Raw genomic sequence first — 22,095 nt, 5'->3', positions numbered from 1 at the left:
AAGATAAAAAATACGATTGATTAAAGCACCTTTTTAGGTGCTTTTTTTATCGCTCAATATAATGAATGGCTTAGCGGCATATTATCAGTGTTGTTATTTTGCTGAAATAACCAGATAAGTAGACTCGTTACGCTATTAATTAGCAATACCCGATTCTCTTAAACTGCTAGAATGCGACGTTATAGGTAGGTTTGAACAAAGCGCAATAAATTGGCAAGTTATAAAGTGTTCAATACAAATAACACAGTAACAGAATGAGAGTATCCAGATGAATAGCATTGATCTTTTTGTAAAAAATTGGGGCAGTAAAAACGCCATGGTAGCAATAGCCAGTGAGGATATAACTGAGCTAGAATTAAAATTATCTGCTTACTTGCCTGATGCATATAAATATTTGATATCGACTTACGGTTTAGTACACACGCCAAATGTATTAACTAAAATCTGTGATTTAGGTGTCGATATTACCGAAGTACAAGATTTTTTAAGCCTTGATGATGTTTTTTCCCTTTCAAAGTTATATGAAATGACCGGTATGCCAAAAGGCCATATCTTGTTTGCATCTGATTGTAAGGGCAGTATGTTTTGCTTCAAGCTGAGTGATTGTACGCACAGACAAGCAGACAGTGCAGTATGGTTCTATGATCACACGGCGGTAACGGTAAACAAGGTCGCTAATTCTTTTACAGAATGGCTGGAGGCGTTTAATGAACTTTGATATTACAGAACTTGGCGTTCAGGAAAAATATCGCCTGCTCAATGGTGGTGTTACACCAAGACCAATCGCTTGGATCAGTACACGTTCTAAAGACGGTGTTGACAATCTTGCTCCTTACTCTTTTTTTACGGTGGCCAGTTGTAATCCTCCGGTACTTCTCTATACGCAGGTAACGCAACGCAGTGGTCTTGATAAGGACACCTTACAAAACCTAAGAGAAACGGGTGAATGTGTTATTAATATTGTTAATAGCTCATTATTGGCCCAAATGAACAAAACAAGTGCCAGTATTAGTCCCGATGAAAGTGAATTTAACTTTGCTGGGGTTGATAAAATAGGTAGCCGTAGCGTGGCACCATTTTCGGTTAAAGCGTCGCCAATTCGTTATGAATGCACATTAAGAGAACTTATTACTCTTGGTGATTTACCTGCTGGAGGAACGCTTGTGCTTTTAGATGTAAAGTCTATTTATGTACGTGATGACCTATACAACGAAGCAGGGATAAACCAAGTGTTAATTGATTCTGTTGGTAAAATGGGCGGCGATGGTTATAGTCTAACTTCAGAATATATAGCCCTTGAACGCCCATAAATTTGCAATAATGGTTTGTTTAAATGGTTAATCGTGACGAACTAAAAATATCAAATATCAAATATCGACCTCATCTATTAGTCAGATGACTAATAGAATGACAGTCGATTAGCATCTAATAAGAGCCGCTATCATGCATTCAAAAATACAATTAAGTAAAGAAGACCTCAGACAAGATAAACCGACCCGCGATGAATATGTAAAGCAGGCAAAAATTCCTTTAATATTGGTTTTAGATCATGTCACTAATAGCTACAACATAGGTGCATTTATTCGTTTAGCGGATGCTTTTGCTATTCAAAAAATTATTGTTTGTGGCGAACTCACAATTTCAGATAAAAAATTGAAAAAGGCCTCTAGAAATGAAGCGAAATGGGTCGATATTGAATACAGTGATAGCACAACGGCAAGCTTACAATCATTAATAGACGAAGGTTATACTGTTTTTGGCGTAGAACTCTGTCAGCAGTCGGTTGACTATAAAGAGATGACCTATCCAACTGCTTGTGCGTTAGTGTTAGGTAATGAACGAAAGGGCGTAAGTGAAGCAGCATTAAAGCTAAGCAATCATCAAATACACATTTCTATGTTTGGTATGGGTAATTCTCTGAATGTATCAACGGCGGGTGCTATCGTCTTAGCTGAGTGCGCTGATCAAATCCGCAAAATATCAGCAAATATAGTTACGGATTAATCCGTTATAAAACGTTAGCCATTAACGCAGAACGTTTATTGGCTTAACTTGTTTCACCGGGCTTTGGTACATCACCTTTACTAACATTTTGTTTTTCAGATATTTCTTGTGCCCACTTATGCTCAGCCGTGTCTGCTTTTATACCTGCTTGATTATTACAACGCAGTGCAGTAAACGATAGTTGGGTTAACAGTGGGAAATGGTCTGAACCGATTGACGGTAAACGCTGAATTTTTTGTAATGTAAAATGTTTGCTGTGAAACAAATGATCTAAAGGCCATCGAACCAATGGGTAGTCGACATGAAAAGTGTTAAATACTCCTCGTCCAACGCGAGGATCGAGTAAACCACTAATTTTACGAAACAGTCGTGTGGTAGCTGACCAAGCAACATCATTAAGATCGCCTGTCACAATAACGGGTTGCTCACTGTCAGCAACACTTCGAGCAACAATCATCAGCTCAGCATCACGCTCTGCAGATTCAACATTCTCTGTTGGGCTTGGCGGCGCAGGATGAAGAAAATGCACTCGCACTTTATCGCCGCTACGCAACTCTATTGTGGTGTGTATTGACGGAACATCTTTTTCGACCAAATAACAGATTTCTTGTTCGGCGATAGGTAATCGCGAGAATACATGCATGCCATAGAGGTTATCAAGTGGGCATTTAACGCTATAAGGCATGTCAGTTTCTAGAACGTTAAGCTGTTCTTCCCACCATAGGTCTGATTCTAGTGTGACTAGCACATCGGGCTGATGTTTTTTAACCAGTGCTATCAGTGCTTCGGCATTACGATTGGGTGTTAGAACGTTTGAAGTAATAATACTAAGTTGTTTATCAGCATCACATTCAGTAGAGGTTTTAACCTCTTTAGGATAAATAAAAGTATAGGGTATTATCCAAGATAACTGCCATATCAAACACAGTGTTGTGCTAATAATCAGTGCCTGCGTACTTACTCTTTGGGGATCAAGAAAAATAAAATGGGCGAGTAACAAAATCGTTGCAAGTATAGTGAACTGTAAGCGAGGAAAATCCATGCCTCTAACAATCCAATGGGGATGTCGAGACAAGGGCAAAAGGGTTGTTAGCACAGTAAACAGGGTGAAAAATGTGAGTATGGTTAACATTGATAGCCTAATCTTGTCCGCTTAATCTTAATATCTTGCTACTGTCGATATTTTCGTGATTGATTTTTACTGATGCTTATAATAGTTGAAAATAGAATGAACTATTTATTGAAATAAATAGCGCTAAGCCTAGTTTACCCGTAAACACTTATAGGTGTTTACGGGTAAAAATCAACGCTTACTTTACTCTTGTGATACCGATAACAACAGCAATAACACCACCGATCATTCCTGCCCAAGCTTCAACAGGCGTATCACCGCTTAACGTACGAGTAAGTTGAGCGCTAGCTGAGTCATAAATGTTATAACCCCAAATAGCGACAGCAACACCAATAATGATAAGGGTAATACCAATAATTTTATTATTCATTTCTACTCCAAATATTTATAAGACGATAGTCTAATCGCGCTAATACTAACGAAAGCATATAACGCTATGTTAACAGTTTATCTACCACTTTCACCAATCAAAATATAATTCGACAATTTAATCACACGGTAAAAACGCAAATAAACTCAACATCAGCTTAAGTGGTAGGCCTACAGATGAAAATTTCCCATCGAAATTGCCACTTTAAATAGGACTTATAGTTAACTTTCACTACTGATATTATACTTTAGCCGAGCTTATTCCCTTGATCATATCGGTTATATTTTGTTAAAAAAATATAATAAAATATTGCTAAGTTTGGTTTACGTATCAGTGTTTCTTAACCTGATAACTCACCTTCTGTTTAAATCAATATTCAGTAGTGCTGAAACAGATATATTTGCTTAGCCTGATGTTGAAATAATCTCATTACCTGGTCTATTCAAAGCTATAAAAAAGGTCACTAGTATGACTAGCGACCACTTTAGGCTTAATGCTCCTGAGGATAGGCAACAACCCAATCAGTTGGTTCATCACCTTGTTTATCAAATTTATATTTAACAGAGTCAAACCCACAGCCTTTTACGAGCCCATTAAAGTCAAAAGGTTGCTTTACGCCTGCTTTTGATTCCATGAATGCCGCATCGCTTGGTATCATAACTTTTGCATGTTCGGCTGAGATCACAAATGCAGCTTCGGCTAATATCAGATCGTTATTATGGCGCTTGATAATCTGAGCATTTCCTAAGCTATTTCCATCTAAATCTTTGAACTCGAACTCTTCTGGATGATTAATCTCGATAACATCACCGCCATCAAGTTGATATGCAATTAACATGTTTACCATTGTTTATTTATCCCTATTTTATTTGTTTTTATTTCTTAGAGGGCTTTGAACGATCATAGCCTAGTAAGCAAGTCCGATCTTATACTACATTAAAAATAACAAATTATTATTGATATGAACGTACTTAAAACAAAGTTTTCTAATAATTTACTATTAACCATGATAATCAATAAGCCGGCGTAAGAATAAAACCTCTCTAGCTAGAATCATTAAAAATAGTTAAATCGCCCTTTCTAGCTTAACTGAAGCAGCAGAAGGCTTTTTTAGGGTAACAAAATAGGGAGTGTTAAAGAGTAAATAATCTACTTAGTTGTGTAGATACAAAATTTGCAAAGCTAAACGCACTTTTATAAACAACTAAACCGCTTAGTTCTTCACTTATGCTGCATATGGAAAAACTGAGGCTATATTGGCTGGCTGTATGGCGCATGCTCGTCGAAAATTCATTGATGCTAAAACAGTGCAAGGAAAAAGAAAACTGGCAAAGCTGATGTTGCTTTAAATCTAATAGGTAAACTCTACGGCATTGAAGCGAGCTTGAAAGGAAAAACTGCTGAAGAAAAATACCTAACTAGGCAAGAGAAATCTAAAGTTATTATCGATAAGCTTCATGGTTGGGTTATCGACAATAAAGAGAAAGTACCACCGAAAACCAAACTTGGGGAAGCGATGACTTATTGGTGCAATCAAGCACATAAGCTTACCACCTACTTAAAAGATGGTCGTATAAACATTGATAATAATCGTGCAGAACGAGCAGTAAAGCCGTTTGTCATTGGCAGAAAAAATTGGCTATTCTCCAATACCGAACGAGGTGCAACGGCTAGCGCCATACTCTATAGCATAATTGAAACAGCAAAAGCCAACGGTTTGCTGGTCGACAACTATTTACAATTTTGTCTAGATGAACTTGCTAACAAGCCTGAAAGCCTTACTCATCTGCTGCCTTGGAACTTCAAGTAAGGCTATATGTATTTCCCCAGACGCTTACTTATAAAACAACAGCTAAGTACGATTTGTAGACATAACTTATCGATTGCTCTTTAAGTCAACTGCTCACTGTTAGTGGGCAGTTTTATTATTAAGCTTTTAAGGCGTTTTCGAAGGTATATGATTAAACTAAAGGTCAACTCGTATGTATCACAAAGATACCTAAAACCTATATCTTAAACGCATCCCATATGACTTAGTTGATTTAATAGAATTCCAATATTTGATGTAATCAGCAGACAGATATAAGTCTCTTTTAATTTGCCAGTCAAGAAAGAGTGACGATGTATTTAAGGCAAGATCGGACTTTTGCTTATTAAAACTAATACTATTCTGAACATGTAATTTTATGTCGCCAATTAAATATACGTATGCTCCTAATTGTGGTGTTGTATACAAGTATGTTGAGTTGCTGTCACTACCAATACCTAGTGCAGTTTCAGCATATACTCCGATGTCTTGGCTAAATTCATAAGTAAATCCAAGTTTTCCTTCTATAAAGGCATTTAACTTTTTATTAAGCTTAACATCATGATGTCTCTCTAACCCAAATCGAAAACCCGTTGAATACCCTTTTAATGTATTATCATAAGGGATCATAGAATGCATAGAATAGGCAATAAAATTATCAAGTTTAATATTGTTAGATTCAGGATTATACAATATATCAAGAGATGCAAGTGTAAGTGTTGTTTCCCCAAAAACGTGTTTTTTGTTATCGCCTTGATGACTTGCCACAGGAAATAGATTAATTGACAGCCAGTCTTTTTTATTTTCATTTCGCCAACCAACAGCAACTTGTCCATCAGGTGAGGCAGCAGTTGGCATTTTATAATCACTTACTTCAAGCTGAAAATTGGGCAGTCTTGTCATTAATTGCTCAATTTTTACATTGTTACTCTCATAAACGTCGTTATTGATTAAATTTTTTCTCACGGAAAACTTATTGTAAGCTTTGTAAAATGCTATGGTCAGCAATTTGTCTCTTTCCGAATAAATCGTTCTCAAATCAATATTTGCACTATGGACTGACTGTATTGCTTTGGCTATTACCTCTTGTGGTAAGTTATCAATTAATGCACGTAGTTCCCATTCTTCTGATGGGATAAGATTGGTCTTCTCTACTAAATTATTCTCCTCGACGAAATGAACAACGTCTAGAGGTGTTAGCCATGATTGTAATGTGGGAATTTTCTCTGGTAAGGAGCTAGCAATTAATAATTGAGTAACTGTGGCACAATTATAAGTATGAAAGAAGTATGATAAATCAGTACTGCCGAGCTCCCAAGCAATATCCCGAATAAGCTTCTTTTGAATATCTGATAATGAAAGTTTATACTCCCACACGTTTCTTAGTTCAATGTTTAAATAGTTATTTACAAAATCAGAGTAAGGGGCTATTTGAAAAATACCTTTTTTTCCCGTGACTAAACTATCATAAAGGATTTTAGGAATATTAAAACCTTCTAGTTCAGTGAAAAAAGTGATGCCGTGGCTTACGTTTAAACCTTTATCATTGATACCATCCATCCTCAGCATAATATGACCTAGCATCGAACTGGCATTCATTACGTTTTCCGAAGCGTATATTAAATAAATATCAGTAATTGGTACTTTTTGTAAATACTCTTGATAGCTATCACAATGACTTAAATCTATTGTCTCATTAAAATCCAAAAATTCTTTTAAAAAATTTATTCTAGCGGGATAGTTACATTGACTTTGTTTGTCATTAAGAATCAATTCAAGGGTTAACGCCATTTCTTTTTCTACTGAAAAACTGTTAGCACTTAGGTAGCGATCATAGTTAGAATTGATTGGTTGCCCGTTTTTTACGTGGAGAATCGCTTGCCAAATCGGGTGTTCAAAAAGTACTGTTTTTTTCGAATGTTCAACCAATTCGCTGGTATCTTTAACAGACGATGTAACGTTTGATGATAAAGCATAGACGCTAAAATTACATATAAAAAAGGAAGCAAATAGGCTTCCTTTAAATAATAAGTGGTACATACTTTAGTTGCAGCTAATAGTCACTGAATCTTGGTATTTCCACATTTTATCTGTCCCATAATCAGTACTAGAACCAAAAACACCACCAGAAAGAAGATTTACGAAGAATGTAGTCTCCACTTCTTTGTTTAATGCAGTATTACTTGTGCAAGCCGCGTCTTTAGTGATTAAGATTTTATCTTTATTTTCTTTTTTCACACTTACTATACCCGGTACAGTCTGAATGTTCCCATCAACTTCGACATCAATTTTTTTACCATTACTGGTAGAAACATTCATTTTATGAGTATCATCTGTGAGAATTGTTGAACAGCCAGATGCGAATATAGTCGCAATAGCTAAAGTAAGTATAACTTTTAATTTCATCTTATAGAGTCCTTTATTAAATATATCCCTGAGACGCTTCATCCCTGAGTCGACAGAACTTTACATAAGTACAATTTAAAAAGCAACTCTTAAAATATTTTCCTTTTCATATATTAAATGTTAGCTTTTTCAATGTGTTGTTAATAGATAACGTTACGACCAAACAGTATAATTTATCGCCAGTAATTGTCTAACGTTGGTTCGACTTCGTAAAATTCCATTTATGCAGCTCTTAAATACTTTAAGTTATAATAACTAATATATCGTCAACGTATAGTAAAAAATGATTAAATAGGTGCGGTTTTAGATCTTTTTAACGGTTTAAATCTTTTAGTGAAGCATTGGTATTGCTTAAAGGTTTTATGGCTTTAAATGATCGTTGTAATAACCTTAAAGGTCGTACAATGATGTAAAACTGCACTCTTGTCACCCAGCTCTTACTCCAGCGTCACAGAAACGAGATGAAGCAGTATCAGTTATCTGTTGATGCCAGCTATTGGCAATGAGCTTAACTACGGTCTAATAGGCAGCCACTCATACTGTAAGACATATCGCACATGCACCTGTGTTATTTGATGAAGTTGGGCGTGCTTTATATACATGATTATTTATAATGTATTATAAGGGGAGTACAACGTTGTTATTTGACTAATTACTTGACTAAAAATGAGGTGTAGAATTTTTATGTTAGTGGGTAATTACGTTGTAAGTACTGATAAAAATGGTGGCCCCTCCCTGACTTGAACAGGGGACCTGTCGATTATGAGTAAAGGGTGACTGATGCAATGGTGAACAGGTACAAGGGAATGCTGATGCTATGAATTTGTTGATTTGTCCTCCAAACAATAAAATAGCTAATAAATGTAATAACAAAAGCAAAGTACCGGAGAAAGACCGGAGCAGATCGCTGACCATCAACTCTCAGGTTTCAGATTCAATGCTGAAAATCCAGAAACAAGCAGAAAGTAGTCTAGAGCAATGAGTTCGGTTGATCAGAAGTAGAATACCAACAACCAACCAAAAAACGCATCAGAAGCACAAAACCGCAAAAGCACACAGCAACAGGCGTCAGCCTACCCACAAAAACATACTCAATTTGCATTCGATTCGCGCGCCCTCAAAACTGGCGCGAAGTGAAAGTAAAATGAGTATGGAATAAAGGTTCATAACAAGTGGAAACGCAGTAGAGCGGTAACGTGACTACGAAGTTGCTAATGTTCACCTCAAAAACTGCAGCAATCCAAAAACTTGAAAAACCTACTAAGGTTCAACGTCAGTGTAGAGGGAAAATATAGTAAAGATTCAGCAAAGTGCTATAGATTACTATATTCACTTTGTGCGCGAAAGCTAACTTGAAAAATTTCCCCTTATATTTTCTAATGAATAAATTCTGACATGTTACTGAGAGGTATTAGTAACACACATCGATCAGTTTATTAACAATAGTATCAATATTTTAATCAAACGACATTCAAGATAGGGTTATTACAGAGACCCCCAGTATTAACCCTGTTTTGATAACACTTAAATATTTGGGTTTTTAAAACATTGAAACTATGAGATATTAATACTAATCAAATGGAATTTTATTACTAAGAAACCTTCATAATAATCAATAGGAAAATTTATGACGCCCAAATATCGATCGGATATTGATGGTTTGCGAGCAATAGCAGTACTGTCGGTATTGTTTTTTCACTCTGGTGTTTCTATTTTTAGTGGGGGCTATATCGGAGTTGATGTGTTTTTTGTAATTTCAGGGTATCTTATTACAACAATTATTGTTCGTGAGATAGCTAATAATGACTTTTCAATAGCAAAGTTTTACGAACGTCGATTTAGACGAATACTCCCTCCGTTAGTTGTTGTTATTGCTGTTAGTCTAATTGTTGGCTTATTATTATTACCACCTGACGGTGTTACCAGTCTCGGACAAAGTGCTATAACTACAGCACTATTCTCATCAAACATGTTGTTTTATTTTGAGTCAGGCTATTTCGGTGGTGCATCTGAAATGAAGCCCTTATTGCATACTTGGTCATTAGCTGTTGAGGAACAATACTATATATTTTTCCCTCTACTATTAATGTTGATTGCGAAAAAAGATACCAAACATTACTTAAGATGGTTGATCATTCTTGGAATTTTATCCTTCATTACGGGCATAATATTGATCAATATTAGTACTTCGGCAGCTTTTTATTGGTTACCGACTAGGGCTTGGGAGCTATTTATAGGAAGTATCCTCGCCCTTCATGTTATACCTAGCCCCTCAAAACGTTATATCCGGGAAATTAATTCCATACTTGGAATAGCGATGATAGCGTTTAGCGTATTTGTATATACGTCTGAAACATCTTTCCCTGGATTCGCAGCCTTATTACCGACGATTGGAACAGCTTTACTTATTCATTCTGGATCTGGGGGAGATTCTTTTATTTATAAAGCATTGAGTTTACGCCCTGTAGTCTTTGTCGGCTTAATTTCCTACTCATTGTACTTGTGGCATTGGCCAGTAATTGTGTATACCAAAATTTTGTCCATAACAGAACCTACAGTACCTGTAATGATGTTTATGCTTGCTTTAATACTTACTTTATCAATTCTTTCATGGAAATATATTGAGTCTCCTTTTAGGAAAAAAACCTTTTTTGAAGGTAGGCGCTCTCTTCTTTTAGCTTCTACAGGAGTTTCCGTAGCTATTGTCGTAAGTGGAATGGTTTTAATTATGAATGCTGGGTATCCTCATAGGTCAACAAATGATATAGCCGCGATTTCTGAAGAGGAAGATAAGTGGCACCACTGGGCAAGATGTGAAAAAGTGGTTAATAGGATCAAGAATGGCCAGAGCCTCTGTAATATTGGAGCAAAAACTGGACGTACCAATTTTATTTTTTGGGGGGACTCTCACGCAAGAGCATTAGCTTCCGGTATTAATTTGAGTGCTTTAAAGATAGGCTTAAGAGGTAAAATTGCTACACAGAGTGCTTGCCCGCCTTTGTTATCTATAGAAAGACCAAACAGGACTTCTTGCAACGAGTTTAATCAAACGGTTTTAGAGCTTATATCAGTTACACCTGAAATAGAGACCGTTATATTGGCAGCGAGATGGGCGTTATCCACTAAAGGAACGCGGTATAAACAAGAATCAGGTAAGTCTGTTCAGTTAATTGATCTTGACACGCCAAGTTCAAATAACTTAACTAACATCAAACTGTTTGAGATCGGGTTAATGAGGACTATTGAAAAACTACAGAGCTTGGGTAAAAAGGTTGTTCTTGTTAATCCTGTACCAGAAGTCGGTTTTGATGTCCCTTACGCACTTAAGGTTGCAAACATAACAGGGCGAGATATAAATGTAGTAATTGCCCCAACGACAGAAGAGTATAGGGAAAGGACTGAAGAGGTAGGAACTATTTTTCGTCAATTAGAAGACCGACTTAATATAGGACTAGTTGCTCCTGACATTATTCTTTGTGATTCAAGCTATTGTAAAGTGGCTATAGGTGGGGTTACTCTGTATCGAGATGATGACCATCTATCAACATTTGGTTCTGAATATGTATCACAGGCTTTTGATGAAGTATTTAATGGTTTATCTATTGAAATCGTAGGACAAAATAGTCTAATAAAGTATTCCAGCGTACGACACTGATATTACGCGTTATCGATACAAGATCTAATCCTACGTACTAGTATCAGATAAATGTTTAATGTCTCGAATGTGGAAATAACTGAAGTGAGTAGTTATTGCTCGACCCTTGATTTTGGAGCAGTGGAGATCGAGTAAATCTTATACCTACTGATGATTTTTATTCGTCTGAATGGTACAGTTCAAAACTAACCTTGACTGTACCATCATTGCTTTAAGCAACTCTTCGAACTCTCGGTTGATTACTCGAATGCCGAAGCACATTAATATTATAATCATAACCAAACGGACCAATTCTAGTAATAGTAAATTGAGGCACACCACCTGAACGATAAAGTTCACCATCGGTACACTCTCGAATAAGCTTATAGATAAAGCGGTTGCTCACCTTGAATTTATTATTTTCAAGCACTTCAATGCCACTAATATTTAACTTCTTAATGAATTTTTTAAAGCCTTTTTGCTCTTTGGCTACTTGGCTAAGTGTTTTAATAAAATACTTATTTATATTATCAGAGCCTACCAGTTTCACTTGACCATGCACTTTTAAGTCAGCTTTCAAAACATCAAAAAAAGATCGGAGATGAATAAAGTGCTCAACTGATTTTTGAAATGCCCAAATCTCAGCTGTTCGATTATTTCGAACGGCATCTAAGGCATCAGCAACAGAAAGTATTTGGCAAAGACCAAGCCACTCTTTTGAAATTTCACCTTTGATGCCTGTATTAGTGAGTGATTGAGCTAACGTATCGATATCATCCATAGATACATTACTAATGTTGTCCGCAGTTGCACCAATTTCTAAAGCGCATTCATCGACAGCAGCAACACGAGTAGATGCTTGCATTGCACTGGCCTGTTCAATAATGCCATCAATTTCTTCATTTTCACCTGTAATACCAGAATCAAAAATATCAACGCTACTAAAGCAGTTAGTACAAAGCAGAGCATATTTCAATGAATCATCATTAACATACTGTGCTTCCATCGAAATCTCATAAAGCTTCGCGAGTATCGACACGTTGTTCACACTAGGTTCTACTCCTTCACGGTAATCATAAAATAAAGGTTCAAAACGTTGGCAAGATTTAGTGGTCATATTAATGTCAGTCACTACTCGGGAAAATTGACTTGGTTTTTCTGTAATGTTCAGGCAATAAGTTAATGCTGAATCACACAAATCTTCAACTTTCCTGCGCTCTTTTGCGATATCTATATCTTCTCGGTTAAGTTCATTTTCAAGCAGATGTAAGTGAACATGCGGCTGAGACTTTCGGGTTCTACCAATAAATTGGTTTATCTCATCAGAATGTAACTTGTGGTAAACATGAATAGACTCAATGTTGGTATTTTTGATGTTGATTGCTTCATCTAGCAATGACGTAGTTAGCACAATGTCATAGTCACCAATCAAACTTGTTTCAAGGAACTTGATAACTTCGGGAGATTTCTGGTTGTCGCTATGTATTTCAAACACACGTAGATTCTGCTGTTCGAAGCAAAGCTTGGCATGTTTGATTTGCTCTTTGTTGTTCAAGCGGATAATCGAAATCTGACCTTTACTGGGAAGGGCAGAAAGTAGATATTGATCCATAAAGTCTTTCTTTTTATGAAAAACTACGTCACACGCTGGCTTTTGATCTAGTTCATGCTTGATCACAATCTGTTCGTCAAAATCAAACGGAAATATATCAGGTTGAAATGTTGCGCTGACCGTTAGTACCTGCTTGAAAACCCCATCAGAAATAGCATCTAATAAAACAGACAACGCCTTGCTTCGGTAATTAGCAGCCTGATAGAGCTTGTGAGCTTCATCAATGACAAGTACATAATGGCTAGGGTGAATTCCAGAATCCAAAATCTTAGTTAATTGATCATACACACAAATAATAATGTCACCATGCAAACTGTTAGATTTATCATCACTGGTGATGCATTGCACCTTGTGATTATCTCTAAAATCATGAGCAAGTTGTTTGACTTGCACATTGACAGGGCAAACCATAATGATTTTTGACCGCTTCGATAGCTTGTTCACAATGTAAGTGGTTTTGCCTCGTCCTGTTGGTGCTTCTAGATGAGTAAGCTGATGCTTCACTTCAACATCTAAGTCTGAAATGTATTGGTTTTTAGCTAAGGTAAAATCGGTAACGACAGTCATGGGTTAAGTCTCACACAGCAAAAAGTAAAAGGATTATGCGCTAAGAATACGGCCTTGTAAAATGCTTTATTTAACTTAACTGTTTGATATGTAGCAATATAATTAATGAACACCAAGTTAAAAATAAGTTTTGGATAAAACGATTACAAGGTGTCTATATCGTTCAAATCCCCCCCTAGAAAGAACGAGAATTCCGCACAAGGGAGATATAGAACAACTATTTTTACCGCTGTCTCAGTACCGTTTAAACGCGATACTCGCAGTTTTACATAAATTCAACAGAGGCTAAAAGTAAGATAAAAAAAAGCAAAATAATCCCCAAGACTCACAACAAGTCTTGGGTTAGTACTAAGAAACTCTTACAGCGTTAGCAACAAAATCAGAAACATGACTACTAACATCACGTAAACGACCCGATGCTAAGTGTGCATATTTTTCCGTAGTTTGGGCTGAATGGTGTCCGAGTAAATGCTGAACATCGTACAATGAAGCAGAGCCAGAGTTGATCAAGATACTGGCAAATGAATGGCGTAAATCATGGATACGTAACTTATCTAAGTCACCAGCACGTTCTTTGATGCGCAGAAAAGCTTTTTTAGGATGAGACATAGGCTTGTCACCGAATCTTCCCGCAAACAAATACGGGTTGCTGGGCTTCATCAAAAGCTGTTGCTCACGGATAATGGCTAGCGCACTTTCATTCAGAGGTACTGAGCGAGCAAGACCTGCTTTCGTGTGAGGCAAAAACAAACTGGCTTCACCGTCAGGGAATTCTAGATGCTCCAATTTGGAATTCAAGATTTCACCTGCTCGCATTCCGGTCAGCAAAGCCAAGCGAACAAAGTTAGCAGCACTTTGATTCCCATCTGCATCACAGCTTTTCAATAAACGAGTGGTTTGCTCACTACTCAAAAAGAAAGTACGTTGATTGTTCTCCTTCAATTTTTTCAAATGACTTGCAGGGTTAGTCGTCAAATGACCCCATTCACAAGCAAGTTTTAGCATTCGATGGATCAAAGACAACATGCGATTGATGCTAGCAGGTTTCAACTTACCAGAAAGACTGTCCATGAAACGTTGGATCTCCTGAGTTTGAATAGCATTCAATTTACTTTCTCGCCAAAGTGGGTAGAAGTAATTCTTCAAAATAGAGACATCATTACGAAAGCTCAACTTGTTCGCCATAGAATAAGGTAAATAATGCTCCTCACCAAATTCATAGAAAGTGGCAACGGCACGCTTTGAATCACGCTCTGTTTTCGGATCTAAACCCTCAGCAAGCAATCGTTTGAACTCGTAAGCTTTCAATCGCGCATCTTTCACATCAAATGCACCTAACTCGCCAATCATCATTGAACGCTTCTTGCCCTGATAGTTGTAGCGAAATAAAAAGCGTTTGATGCCTTTGCGATTAACAATCACCCGTAACCCAGTACAAGCCGAATCAGAATACTCAGTCTCACGACTTGCACTAGTTTCATCAGTTGCAGGTAACTCATTCACTAGTGTCATTGAAAACTTAAATCTTTTAGCAGTAGCCATAATACTCTTCCTATATATAAAGTAAAAAAAGGGAAAGACCGGACAATCGACCGGAGTCCTAAATACAGGCATAATTGCCCATCAATAATATGTTGGTTTTTACATAGCCAAAAAATAATGCGAGGAGGGGATGAGGTTTAACTTATGATTAGTAAGGCTAAACCTCATTTCATTACGTTTTTGCAAGTAAGTTGAGGGTTTTGTTCCACGCAGTAAAATCGCCTGTAAATTGGTGAAGGAATACATTCTTCGAACTGATGGATAACAAAAGCTCAGCACGTAGACAGGCACATAGAAATCCCGTGTTGTTGCTACTGTGTCCTTGTTCAAAAAGTGGCTTGAGTAAGTTGCTTTTGAAATCAGTGTCAATTTTCACATTGTCATTGAAGTACTGTTCAATCTTCTCAAGTGATAGCCATTCCTTCGAAAAGAAACCACCTGAAGAATTACTACTAATACGCAAGTGCAAAGCATCATCAATCAAGGCAATTTGGTATTCCAATTCACCATCAAGCTTTGGATTGAGTTTTTTGGCGGTGGCTGTTTTCAAAATAGAAATAGGGGAGGTTTCAGGTTTGGCTTTTGTTTTGGTGTCAGTTTTAGTATTCATAGTGTTTCTCATTGGTTGGTTAAGTAAACAGAAGGGTCGAAAGCTGGCTATGCTTTTCACAAGGAAACAGAAGGTATTGCCCACCACCATCTTGTGAAGTAATGGTCAGTGCTAAATACCAATTACCAGAAAGCTGAGTGATAAACTCAGTACAAGTAAATTGACCTAAAACCTCACTAAAATTATCAAGTAACTGCTCAGTGTATTCATCAGGCAATACAACGAGCAATGTGGTTGAAGTCTCAAGCCAAAAGGCATCAGTAGCACTTGTAGTATCAAACGGTAGAAGTAGTTCAGTTGATAAAGCATTCAGTACTTCAGGTGAATGGGGAAGGCTCTGGATTTGTTCGAGAGAGGTAAGTGTCTTCATCAATAGCTCCTAATCAACTGGACCAAAGATCAGGCCAATCAAACCACCTGCAACACCACCAATAGCAGTTCCAATGCCTGGAACAACACTACCGGCACGTGCACCAGCTAGAGCCCCCGCAATAGCTCCACTCATACTTGACTCTACCGTGATGGAATCAAAATCATTTGTGATCATATTATTCTCCTAGAATTAAATGCCTACTAAGAAGTAGTAAGCTCAATCACTTCATATATATTTCAAAGAGATTTAGTTTCGGGAGTAAATAGCTGCTCAGGCACGGAGCAATAAATTATAAAATGATTTGAATCTTGAAAAATACGCTCAGCCAATGGAGTGGCTGCTTCGCTTAATCTTTAAATATTAAAAGAATTTCTATAATCATTTTCTAATGCTTCGCGACAGCGAAAAAAATTAAAAATGTTGTTTCATTCATTGCTGCATTTGATTTTCACTCAGTGAAGTTGCAGCTTTGAGATTTTGGCTGTTTTTGGATGATTGGCTTGCTACTGGGATTGGTAGTCGTTAGGGCTATAGCACAGCAGGTGCTTGATGGGCGTGGCTATGTTGATTTGACCAGTGCTTGTGGTGAGTGATGAATTTTAGTCAGGTCTATTTCTGGTACTTGTGTTGTTTTTGGGAGGCTATTGGATTGTATTTTTTGATGTGAGAATTTGAGGTGGTAGCGTTTAGGCTATTGTTTTAGTTGTGATGCGTTATTTGATGGAGATCGGCAGTACTTACTTGTGTTTGAGCTGAGCGAAAGTTATGCGTTGAGTTTGTTATAGATTTAACTTCCCCAGCCATGGACCAGCGGAGGTGGGACCGAGTATTGTTTTTGTTTTGAATTTTGAGGTAACTATTTGAATTTGCTATATAAAAATGGTGGCCCCTCCCTGACTTGAACAGGGGACCTGTCGATTATGAGTCGAATGCTCTAACCAACTGAGCTAAGGGGCCATCTTTTTATCCGCTTTAAATTGAGACTTCAACTTAAAGCGGCGTGAAGTATAAGCATTTTTTATTTTGTTGTCACTAGCGTATTTTTAAAAAATGCTAAATTTTACGTTGTTCGCTTAATTGTTAGGCAATACGGGTGATTTTATATCACTATTGCCTAGATACTATTTATTGATAATGACTTTTCTCTTGGTTAATAAAGATAATGAAAGGATTGTTAACCATAATATTGTGCCACCGCTACTTGGTGTGTTGGGCGTTGGTGTTACTACAACGGGCGCGACCACTGAAACAATAACACTTCCTGTACTTGATGCACCTCTGAAATCAGTAGCGGTAAGTTTAAATGTTAACGAGGTAGCGTTATTTGGGGCTGTAAAGCTAGCTGATAACATATCAGCGTTAGTTATTGATACCGCTGAGCCTGCTGTTTGCTCCCATAAGTAGGTCATACTGTCGCTTTCTGCATCGATGGCTTGAGCCGTTAAAGTTACACCTTGATTAGTATTTACTTCAAAATTTTCTCTTAGGGTAACCACAGGTGCTGTATTTTGATCATCATCAGCAATAGTGAATATAATCTCAGCATTATTACCTAACCGACTATTATCGATGCTTGATAAGGTTAAGGTGAACGTTTCATTTTCTTCTTCTTCAATATCATCAATAATGGTTAATATAATTTTTTTAGTATCACTTTCACCTTCGCCCCAAGATACTTGCCCCGATGCATCAATGATATCGCTACCAATAATCGCTTGTCCTGAAGTCAGTTGATATTGGAATGAAATACTGCCCGATGTGCTACCCATTCGGTTAACATTTACGGTGTATTCATCAACATTCTCTGCGATTGTTTGCTCGTCGAATTCAAAGCTTCCCGTTCCTTTGTCTATTAACCCAGTAATATTGATGGTGTTGTAACTGTTTGAACCAAGTGTTGCACCATTAGTTGGATTATATAAACGTATAAAGAAAGACTCTGAAAATTCGGTATTTGTTAGGTCATCTGCGATATCAATACTTATTGTCTTATTGGTATTATCGTTTGCAGCCCAAGTGAGTATGTTGTTTTCTACATCAAAGTCAGTGCCTTTTTTGGCGCTACCTTGAATCACTTGGTAACTTACCGCAGCACTTTCTGTAATGTCTGAACCATTTCGTTGCACAATAAGGTTTAGTGTTGTTCCTTGAGCGGTTTGTGTGCTTTTACTGGTAAAGCTGAACATTCCTTTCGTTGAAGCTTTAGCGTTATCTTTTAATACATACAGACCACTGTTGATATCGCTAACGAGAATATTTCCTGACGGTAAAAATGGATAAACGCCCCATGCACCATTAAAGCTTGCTGAGTTACTCGGTGTGAAAGTATCAAAGAACCCAACCTCAGTAGGCGTTGTTGGATCCGTAATGTCTAAAATGGTTAAACCACGTTCGTAGTTAGACATATAGTATCTATTACCTCGAACAAAACCATTATGATCAATCGCCTGTGTAGGACCGGTCCATTGGCCAACCTGTGATGGGTTCGTTAGGTCCCCAATTGAAAATATTCTAACGGTGGTATTTAATCCACCACGAAATTCATCAAATTCATCATGTAATAAAATGAACTGCTTATCTTCAGTGCCCCAGCCAGAATGTACATATTTATTGTTCGGAGCTACGTCGTTATATTCAGCTGTACCTAACTGGGTTGAGTCATTTGGATCGGTGATATTCCATAACTTCATGACGTCTTCATTAAAATCAATGAAAACAGTACAACTCCCAGACGTTAAACCACAATCATTAACAGAACGCTGATCATCTATAACAAGAGAAGCCCCATCATGGGTGTAGCCATTACCAAAATTGTTAGCAGTAACGTTGACTAATGTTTTTGGGTTTTCTAATGAATAGCTTTGGAAAGCTCCACCTCTAGTGTTTGTACCAATAAGTTGTAGTGAAGCTGTTTGATCTGGAAGCGTTATATTGAGGGTATGATCAACATTAGTGATATAAACATTATGGGCTCTACTGACCACTTTATTCTTTTCAACTAAGGTTATTGAATGAGGAAGATTGTTAAGGTCAATAATAGTCACATAATCTGTTGGACCATTTCGAACACCTTCGGTTGTTACATAAGCATAGGCTTGCCATAAATTGATATTTTCATCAAAGTATTGGTAAACTTTTACATCTCGCCATGTTGAGGTGACTCCAGGTATTGTGCCCACTTCAACAGGAGTGGTTGGGTTTGTAACATTAACCACAACAACGCCATTTTTTACGCCCATAATAGCAAATTCATTACCCGTATTTAAATCGACATGACCCCAAATATCGTTGCCTTCAACTGGATCATTCGACATTGCAGTTAATGGGAAATGAGCGAGTAAATCAATGTTATTGCAGTCAAAAATATCAGCTTTGCCATTAACACAAGGTTCATTTGCTTGGCTTTCACTGAGTTGATAATAACTTGCAAGTTTTTGTTTTAAATCTTTATCTTTAGCAAAGGCTTTACCATCTGCAATAACGCTAAAACCGTTACTGCGAAGCTCATCAACCATTTCCATTGGAATATTATGTAAAGTGGTCACATTTGACTGAGGGCTTTGCGATTGATAATGATCAAATTGATTATAGCCTCCGACGACTGACACAAGAGCGCTTTTTAAATAAAATAGTTCTTCGCTTGAAGTGATTGTAAAGTCGCCTGAAGCAACAAGTACGTTATCACCTTTGTTTGCTTGGCTAACAGCATAGGCAATTGTTTTACAGGGTCTAAGAACATTATCACAGCGGTCTTTATCTACACCATTAACAGCAACAAACCTCGACTTATCATGCTCTGAATGAGCTAATGTATTTGAAGAGAGTAAAAAATAAGATATTGAAATAATTGCAATGCCAAGAGGTAATGATATTTTAGCCATAATGTACTCGTTTTTTATTTAGCTGCTCAATATTTGATGGCTTTACCATAGCAAGTTAACGTACAATTTAAAACTAACTCGTTAACATTATCTTAACTTCATGTAAGTATTACTTTGCATTCAACGATTAAGCCTTATTCAAATGAACTGTTATATATTAAAAAAAATTTTATCTGTCACAACTATTTTTGGGTTAAGTGTTACGTTACTTTCAGGATGTTTTCAAAACGAGTCCCCAATAACACTCACTTTTCAACCGGTTTATAAGCAGGTTACTTTGAACTGTGCCAGTCACTTCAATGGTAATAATGAACAACTCCTAGGTGCGGCCTCAAAAAATTGGCAGTATCAGCAATTACAGTTTTTTATACATGATGTTGAAGTTAACACTAAAAAAAATGGTTGGCAGCCCTGGTCGATGACAACAAATGCTCATCAAGCAGAGAATGTCGCCTTATTGGGAGAGGTGTGTAATGAAGAAGGTGAGCAAGACTATTGGCAACTTGAATTAACCCCTCTAAATGAAGCTAGTGTTATAACCGATATTCGTTTTACCTTAGGTGTGCCGTTTGCACTGAATCACCTTAACCCATTAACACAGCCTAGCCCGTTAAATGAAGCCTCAATGTTCTGGGGATGGCAGGGTGGTCACAAATTTATGCGTGCAGAGTTAGCTTCACCCGATGATGATTGGCTGTTTCATTTAGGCTCTACCGGTTGCAAAGCCTTAAGTCCTGTTCGTTCGCCAAAAAGTGAATGTTTGTACCCTAATCGAGTTGTCGTTTCTTTGCCTTTCACTTCACTAATAACTACTATCGAGTTTGATTTATCAGCATTAATTACTGATATAACATTAACTCGTGCAAACAGTTGTCAGTCATCGGTTGATGAAGAAAGCTGTAAAGTGTTATTTAAAAATCTAGGGATAAATACCAATAATACAGATCAGTCTATGCTATTTAAAACAAACCTTAAGGCGCAAATAGATGGTTAGCCAACGTTTAAAGACAGTCACATTTTACCTGTCGGGTTTAGTACTGGTAATGCTTTGCTTACTACTGCAATCATGTAGTGATAATAAAGAGTTAGCAGGAGAATATCAGTGGCCCATTATCGAAGGTTTTCCTAAGCCACAAGTACCACAAGATAACCCAATGACCCAAGCAAAAGTCAATTTAGGTAAACAACTCTTTTTTGATAAAAGTTTATCTGCCAATCAACAACAAGCTTGCGCCAGTTGTCATCATCAAGAATTTTCTTTTGGTGAAAATATCCCACACTCATTCGGTAGCACCGCACAACCACATCGACGTAATGCCTCTGCTTTAGTTAACATAGCGTACAATAAAACATTAACGTGGGCCCATGACGGTTTAACCTCTATTGAACAGCAAATACTATTACCTATGTTTGGTGAATCACCGGTTGAATTAGGTATAACTGGCCATGAAGATGAGGTTTTAGCGCGATTTAATACTAAGAATTATCAGCGTTTATTCACTGAAGCCTTCCCAAAAAAAACCATAAGTTTCGATTTGATTGTTAAAGCATTAGCGAGTTACGTGCGCAGTTTAATTTCTTTAGATTCACCGTTCGATGCCTATGCCTATTTGGCTGATGACAATGCTATTTCTGCCTCGGCTTTACGCGGTATGAATTTATTTTTCTCAGAGCAGCTTGAATGCCATCATTGTCACGGCGGATTTAATTTCACTCAGTCTACCAGTCATGAAAAACAGCTTATTGATCGCAGACCCTTCCATAATACGGGTTTGTATAATGTTAGCCATCAAAGTGGTCGTGATAAATCAGGCTACCCTAAACATGATACTGGTTTGTCTGAAATTTCAACGTTAGTGAGAGATAATGGCCGATTTAGAGCGCCAACATTACGTAATATTGAAGTTAGTGCGCCCTACATGCATGACGGAAGTATTGGAAGCTTAGCGGAAGTTGTTGATTTTTATGCCGCTGGTGGACGAAATGTTACTACGGGTGAATATCAAGGTGATGGGCGAAGTAATCCACTGAAAAGTCAGTTCATTAAAGGATTTGTCTTAACAAAAGCAGAAAAAGAAGACTTAATTGCTTTTTTGAAAACCTTGACGGACCAAACATTTCTATCTGATCCCAAGCATCTTATTGTTGAGAAGTAAG

At 37.3% G+C, this 22,095-nt stretch carries 17 protein-coding genes, 1 tRNA gene and 1 pseudogene; 7 read left to right on the top strand and 12 right to left on the bottom strand.

Annotated elements, in window-relative coordinates:
• Window positions 1-268: 268 nt before the first annotated feature.
• From A3Q34_RS07915 to A3Q34_RS07905, 3 genes are all read left to right on the top strand, one after another.
• Entirely contained in the window at window positions 269-718 is a 450-nt protein-coding gene (locus A3Q34_RS07915) for an SMI1/KNR4 family protein (RefSeq protein ID WP_070374869.1), read from the top strand.
• The gene (locus A3Q34_RS07910; RefSeq protein ID WP_070374868.1) at window positions 708-1,310 is read left to right on the top strand and encodes a flavin reductase family protein; all 603 of its coding nucleotides are present in this window, start codon (window positions 708-710) and stop codon (window positions 1,308-1,310) included. Before A3Q34_RS07915 ends, A3Q34_RS07910 begins: the two co-directional genes overlap by 11 nt.
• Window positions 1,311-1,443: 133 nt before the next feature.
• Entirely contained in the window at window positions 1,444-2,004 is a 561-nt protein-coding gene (locus A3Q34_RS07905) for a TrmH family RNA methyltransferase (protein WP_070374867.1), read from the top strand.
• Between the two features lie 43 nt (window positions 2,005-2,047).
• Here the strand turns inward: A3Q34_RS07905 and A3Q34_RS07900 are convergent, their stop codons facing one another.
• The 3 genes from A3Q34_RS07900 to A3Q34_RS07890 form a co-directional block, all read right to left on the bottom strand.
• Window positions 2,048-3,136, bottom strand: a complete 1,089-nt coding sequence (locus A3Q34_RS07900) for an endonuclease/exonuclease/phosphatase family protein (protein WP_070374866.1) — start codon at window positions 3,134-3,136, stop codon at window positions 2,048-2,050.
• 178 nt (window positions 3,137-3,314) lie between these two features.
• Window positions 3,315-3,506, bottom strand: coding sequence for a DUF3185 family protein (locus A3Q34_RS07895; RefSeq protein WP_070374865.1), 192 nt, complete (start codon window positions 3,504-3,506; stop codon window positions 3,315-3,317).
• A 490-nt stretch (window positions 3,507-3,996) separates the two neighbouring features.
• Window positions 3,997-4,353, bottom strand: a complete 357-nt coding sequence (locus A3Q34_RS07890) for a hypothetical protein (protein ID WP_070374864.1) — start codon at window positions 4,351-4,353, stop codon at window positions 3,997-3,999.
• Between the two features lie 415 nt (window positions 4,354-4,768).
• On the opposite strand from A3Q34_RS07890, the pseudogene tnpC reads away from it, so the two are divergent.
• Window positions 4,769-5,316 (top strand): annotated as a pseudogene (tnpC, locus tag A3Q34_RS07885) (IS66 family transposase); the annotation flags it as partial.
• A 189-nt stretch (window positions 5,317-5,505) separates the two neighbouring features.
• Here tnpC and A3Q34_RS07880 read toward each other — a convergent pair.
• Together A3Q34_RS07880 and A3Q34_RS07875 are read right to left on the bottom strand one after the other, a co-directional pair.
• Window positions 5,506-7,353, bottom strand: a complete 1,848-nt coding sequence (locus tag A3Q34_RS07880) for a lipoprotein N-acyltransferase Lnb domain-containing protein (protein ID WP_070374862.1) — start codon at window positions 7,351-7,353, stop codon at window positions 5,506-5,508.
• A gap of 3 nt (window positions 7,354-7,356) precedes the next feature.
• A complete protein-coding gene (locus A3Q34_RS07875) occupies window positions 7,357-7,719 on the bottom strand; it encodes an adenosine deaminase (protein WP_070374861.1) in 363 nt (120 codons plus the stop codon).
• Between the two features lie 1,627 nt (window positions 7,720-9,346).
• Between A3Q34_RS07875 and A3Q34_RS07870 the strand changes: the two genes are divergently transcribed.
• The gene (locus tag A3Q34_RS07870) at window positions 9,347-11,374 is read left to right on the top strand and encodes an acyltransferase family protein (RefSeq protein WP_070374860.1); all 2,028 of its coding nucleotides are present in this window, start codon (window positions 9,347-9,349) and stop codon (window positions 11,372-11,374) included.
• Window positions 11,375-11,585: 211 nt separating this feature from the next.
• Here the strand turns inward: A3Q34_RS07870 and A3Q34_RS07865 are convergent, their stop codons facing one another.
• From A3Q34_RS07865 to A3Q34_RS07840, 7 genes are all read right to left on the bottom strand, one after another.
• Complete coding sequence (locus A3Q34_RS07865; protein WP_070374859.1) at window positions 11,586-13,532, bottom strand: DEAD/DEAH box helicase family protein; 1,947 nt, start codon at window positions 13,530-13,532, stop codon at window positions 11,586-11,588.
• A 348-nt stretch (window positions 13,533-13,880) separates the two neighbouring features.
• The gene (locus A3Q34_RS07860) at window positions 13,881-15,074 is read right to left on the bottom strand and encodes a site-specific integrase (RefSeq protein ID WP_070374858.1); all 1,194 of its coding nucleotides are present in this window, start codon (window positions 15,072-15,074) and stop codon (window positions 13,881-13,883) included.
• A gap of 172 nt (window positions 15,075-15,246) precedes the next feature.
• Entirely contained in the window at window positions 15,247-15,684 is a 438-nt protein-coding gene (locus tag A3Q34_RS07855; RefSeq protein WP_070374857.1) for a hypothetical protein, read from the bottom strand.
• 19 nt (window positions 15,685-15,703) lie between these two features.
• Complete coding sequence (locus A3Q34_RS07850; protein WP_070374856.1) at window positions 15,704-16,054, bottom strand: hypothetical protein; 351 nt, start codon at window positions 16,052-16,054, stop codon at window positions 15,704-15,706.
• 9 nt (window positions 16,055-16,063) lie between these two features.
• Window positions 16,064-16,231: a hypothetical protein gene (locus A3Q34_RS20470; protein WP_157470889.1), complete on the bottom strand. Its 168-nt coding sequence runs from the start codon at window positions 16,229-16,231 to the stop codon at window positions 16,064-16,066.
• A 706-nt stretch (window positions 16,232-16,937) separates the two neighbouring features.
• Window positions 16,938-17,014: transfer RNA gene (locus A3Q34_RS07845), tRNA-Ile, on the bottom strand.
• A 164-nt stretch (window positions 17,015-17,178) separates the two neighbouring features.
• Window positions 17,179-19,938, bottom strand: coding sequence for a choice-of-anchor B family protein (locus A3Q34_RS07840; RefSeq protein WP_070374855.1), 2,760 nt, complete (start codon window positions 19,936-19,938; stop codon window positions 17,179-17,181).
• A 142-nt stretch (window positions 19,939-20,080) separates the two neighbouring features.
• Here A3Q34_RS07840 and A3Q34_RS07835 point away from each other — a divergent pair, with 142 nt between their 5' ends.
• A complete protein-coding gene (locus tag A3Q34_RS07835) occupies window positions 20,081-20,932 on the top strand; it encodes an MbnP family copper-binding protein (RefSeq protein WP_070374854.1) in 852 nt (283 codons plus the stop codon).
• Complete coding sequence (locus A3Q34_RS07830) at window positions 20,925-22,094, top strand: MbnH family di-heme enzyme (RefSeq protein ID WP_070374853.1); 1,170 nt, start codon at window positions 20,925-20,927, stop codon at window positions 22,092-22,094. Before A3Q34_RS07835 ends, A3Q34_RS07830 begins: the two co-directional genes overlap by 8 nt.
• The last annotated feature ends 1 nt before the right edge of the window (window position 22,095 follow it).

Origin of the sequence: Colwellia sp. PAMC 20917 (assembly GCF_001767295.1) — a bacterium.
Taxonomy (GTDB): domain Bacteria; phylum Pseudomonadota; class Gammaproteobacteria; order Enterobacterales; family Alteromonadaceae; genus Colwellia_A.
This window is presented reverse-complemented; position numbering and strand designations above follow the sequence as displayed.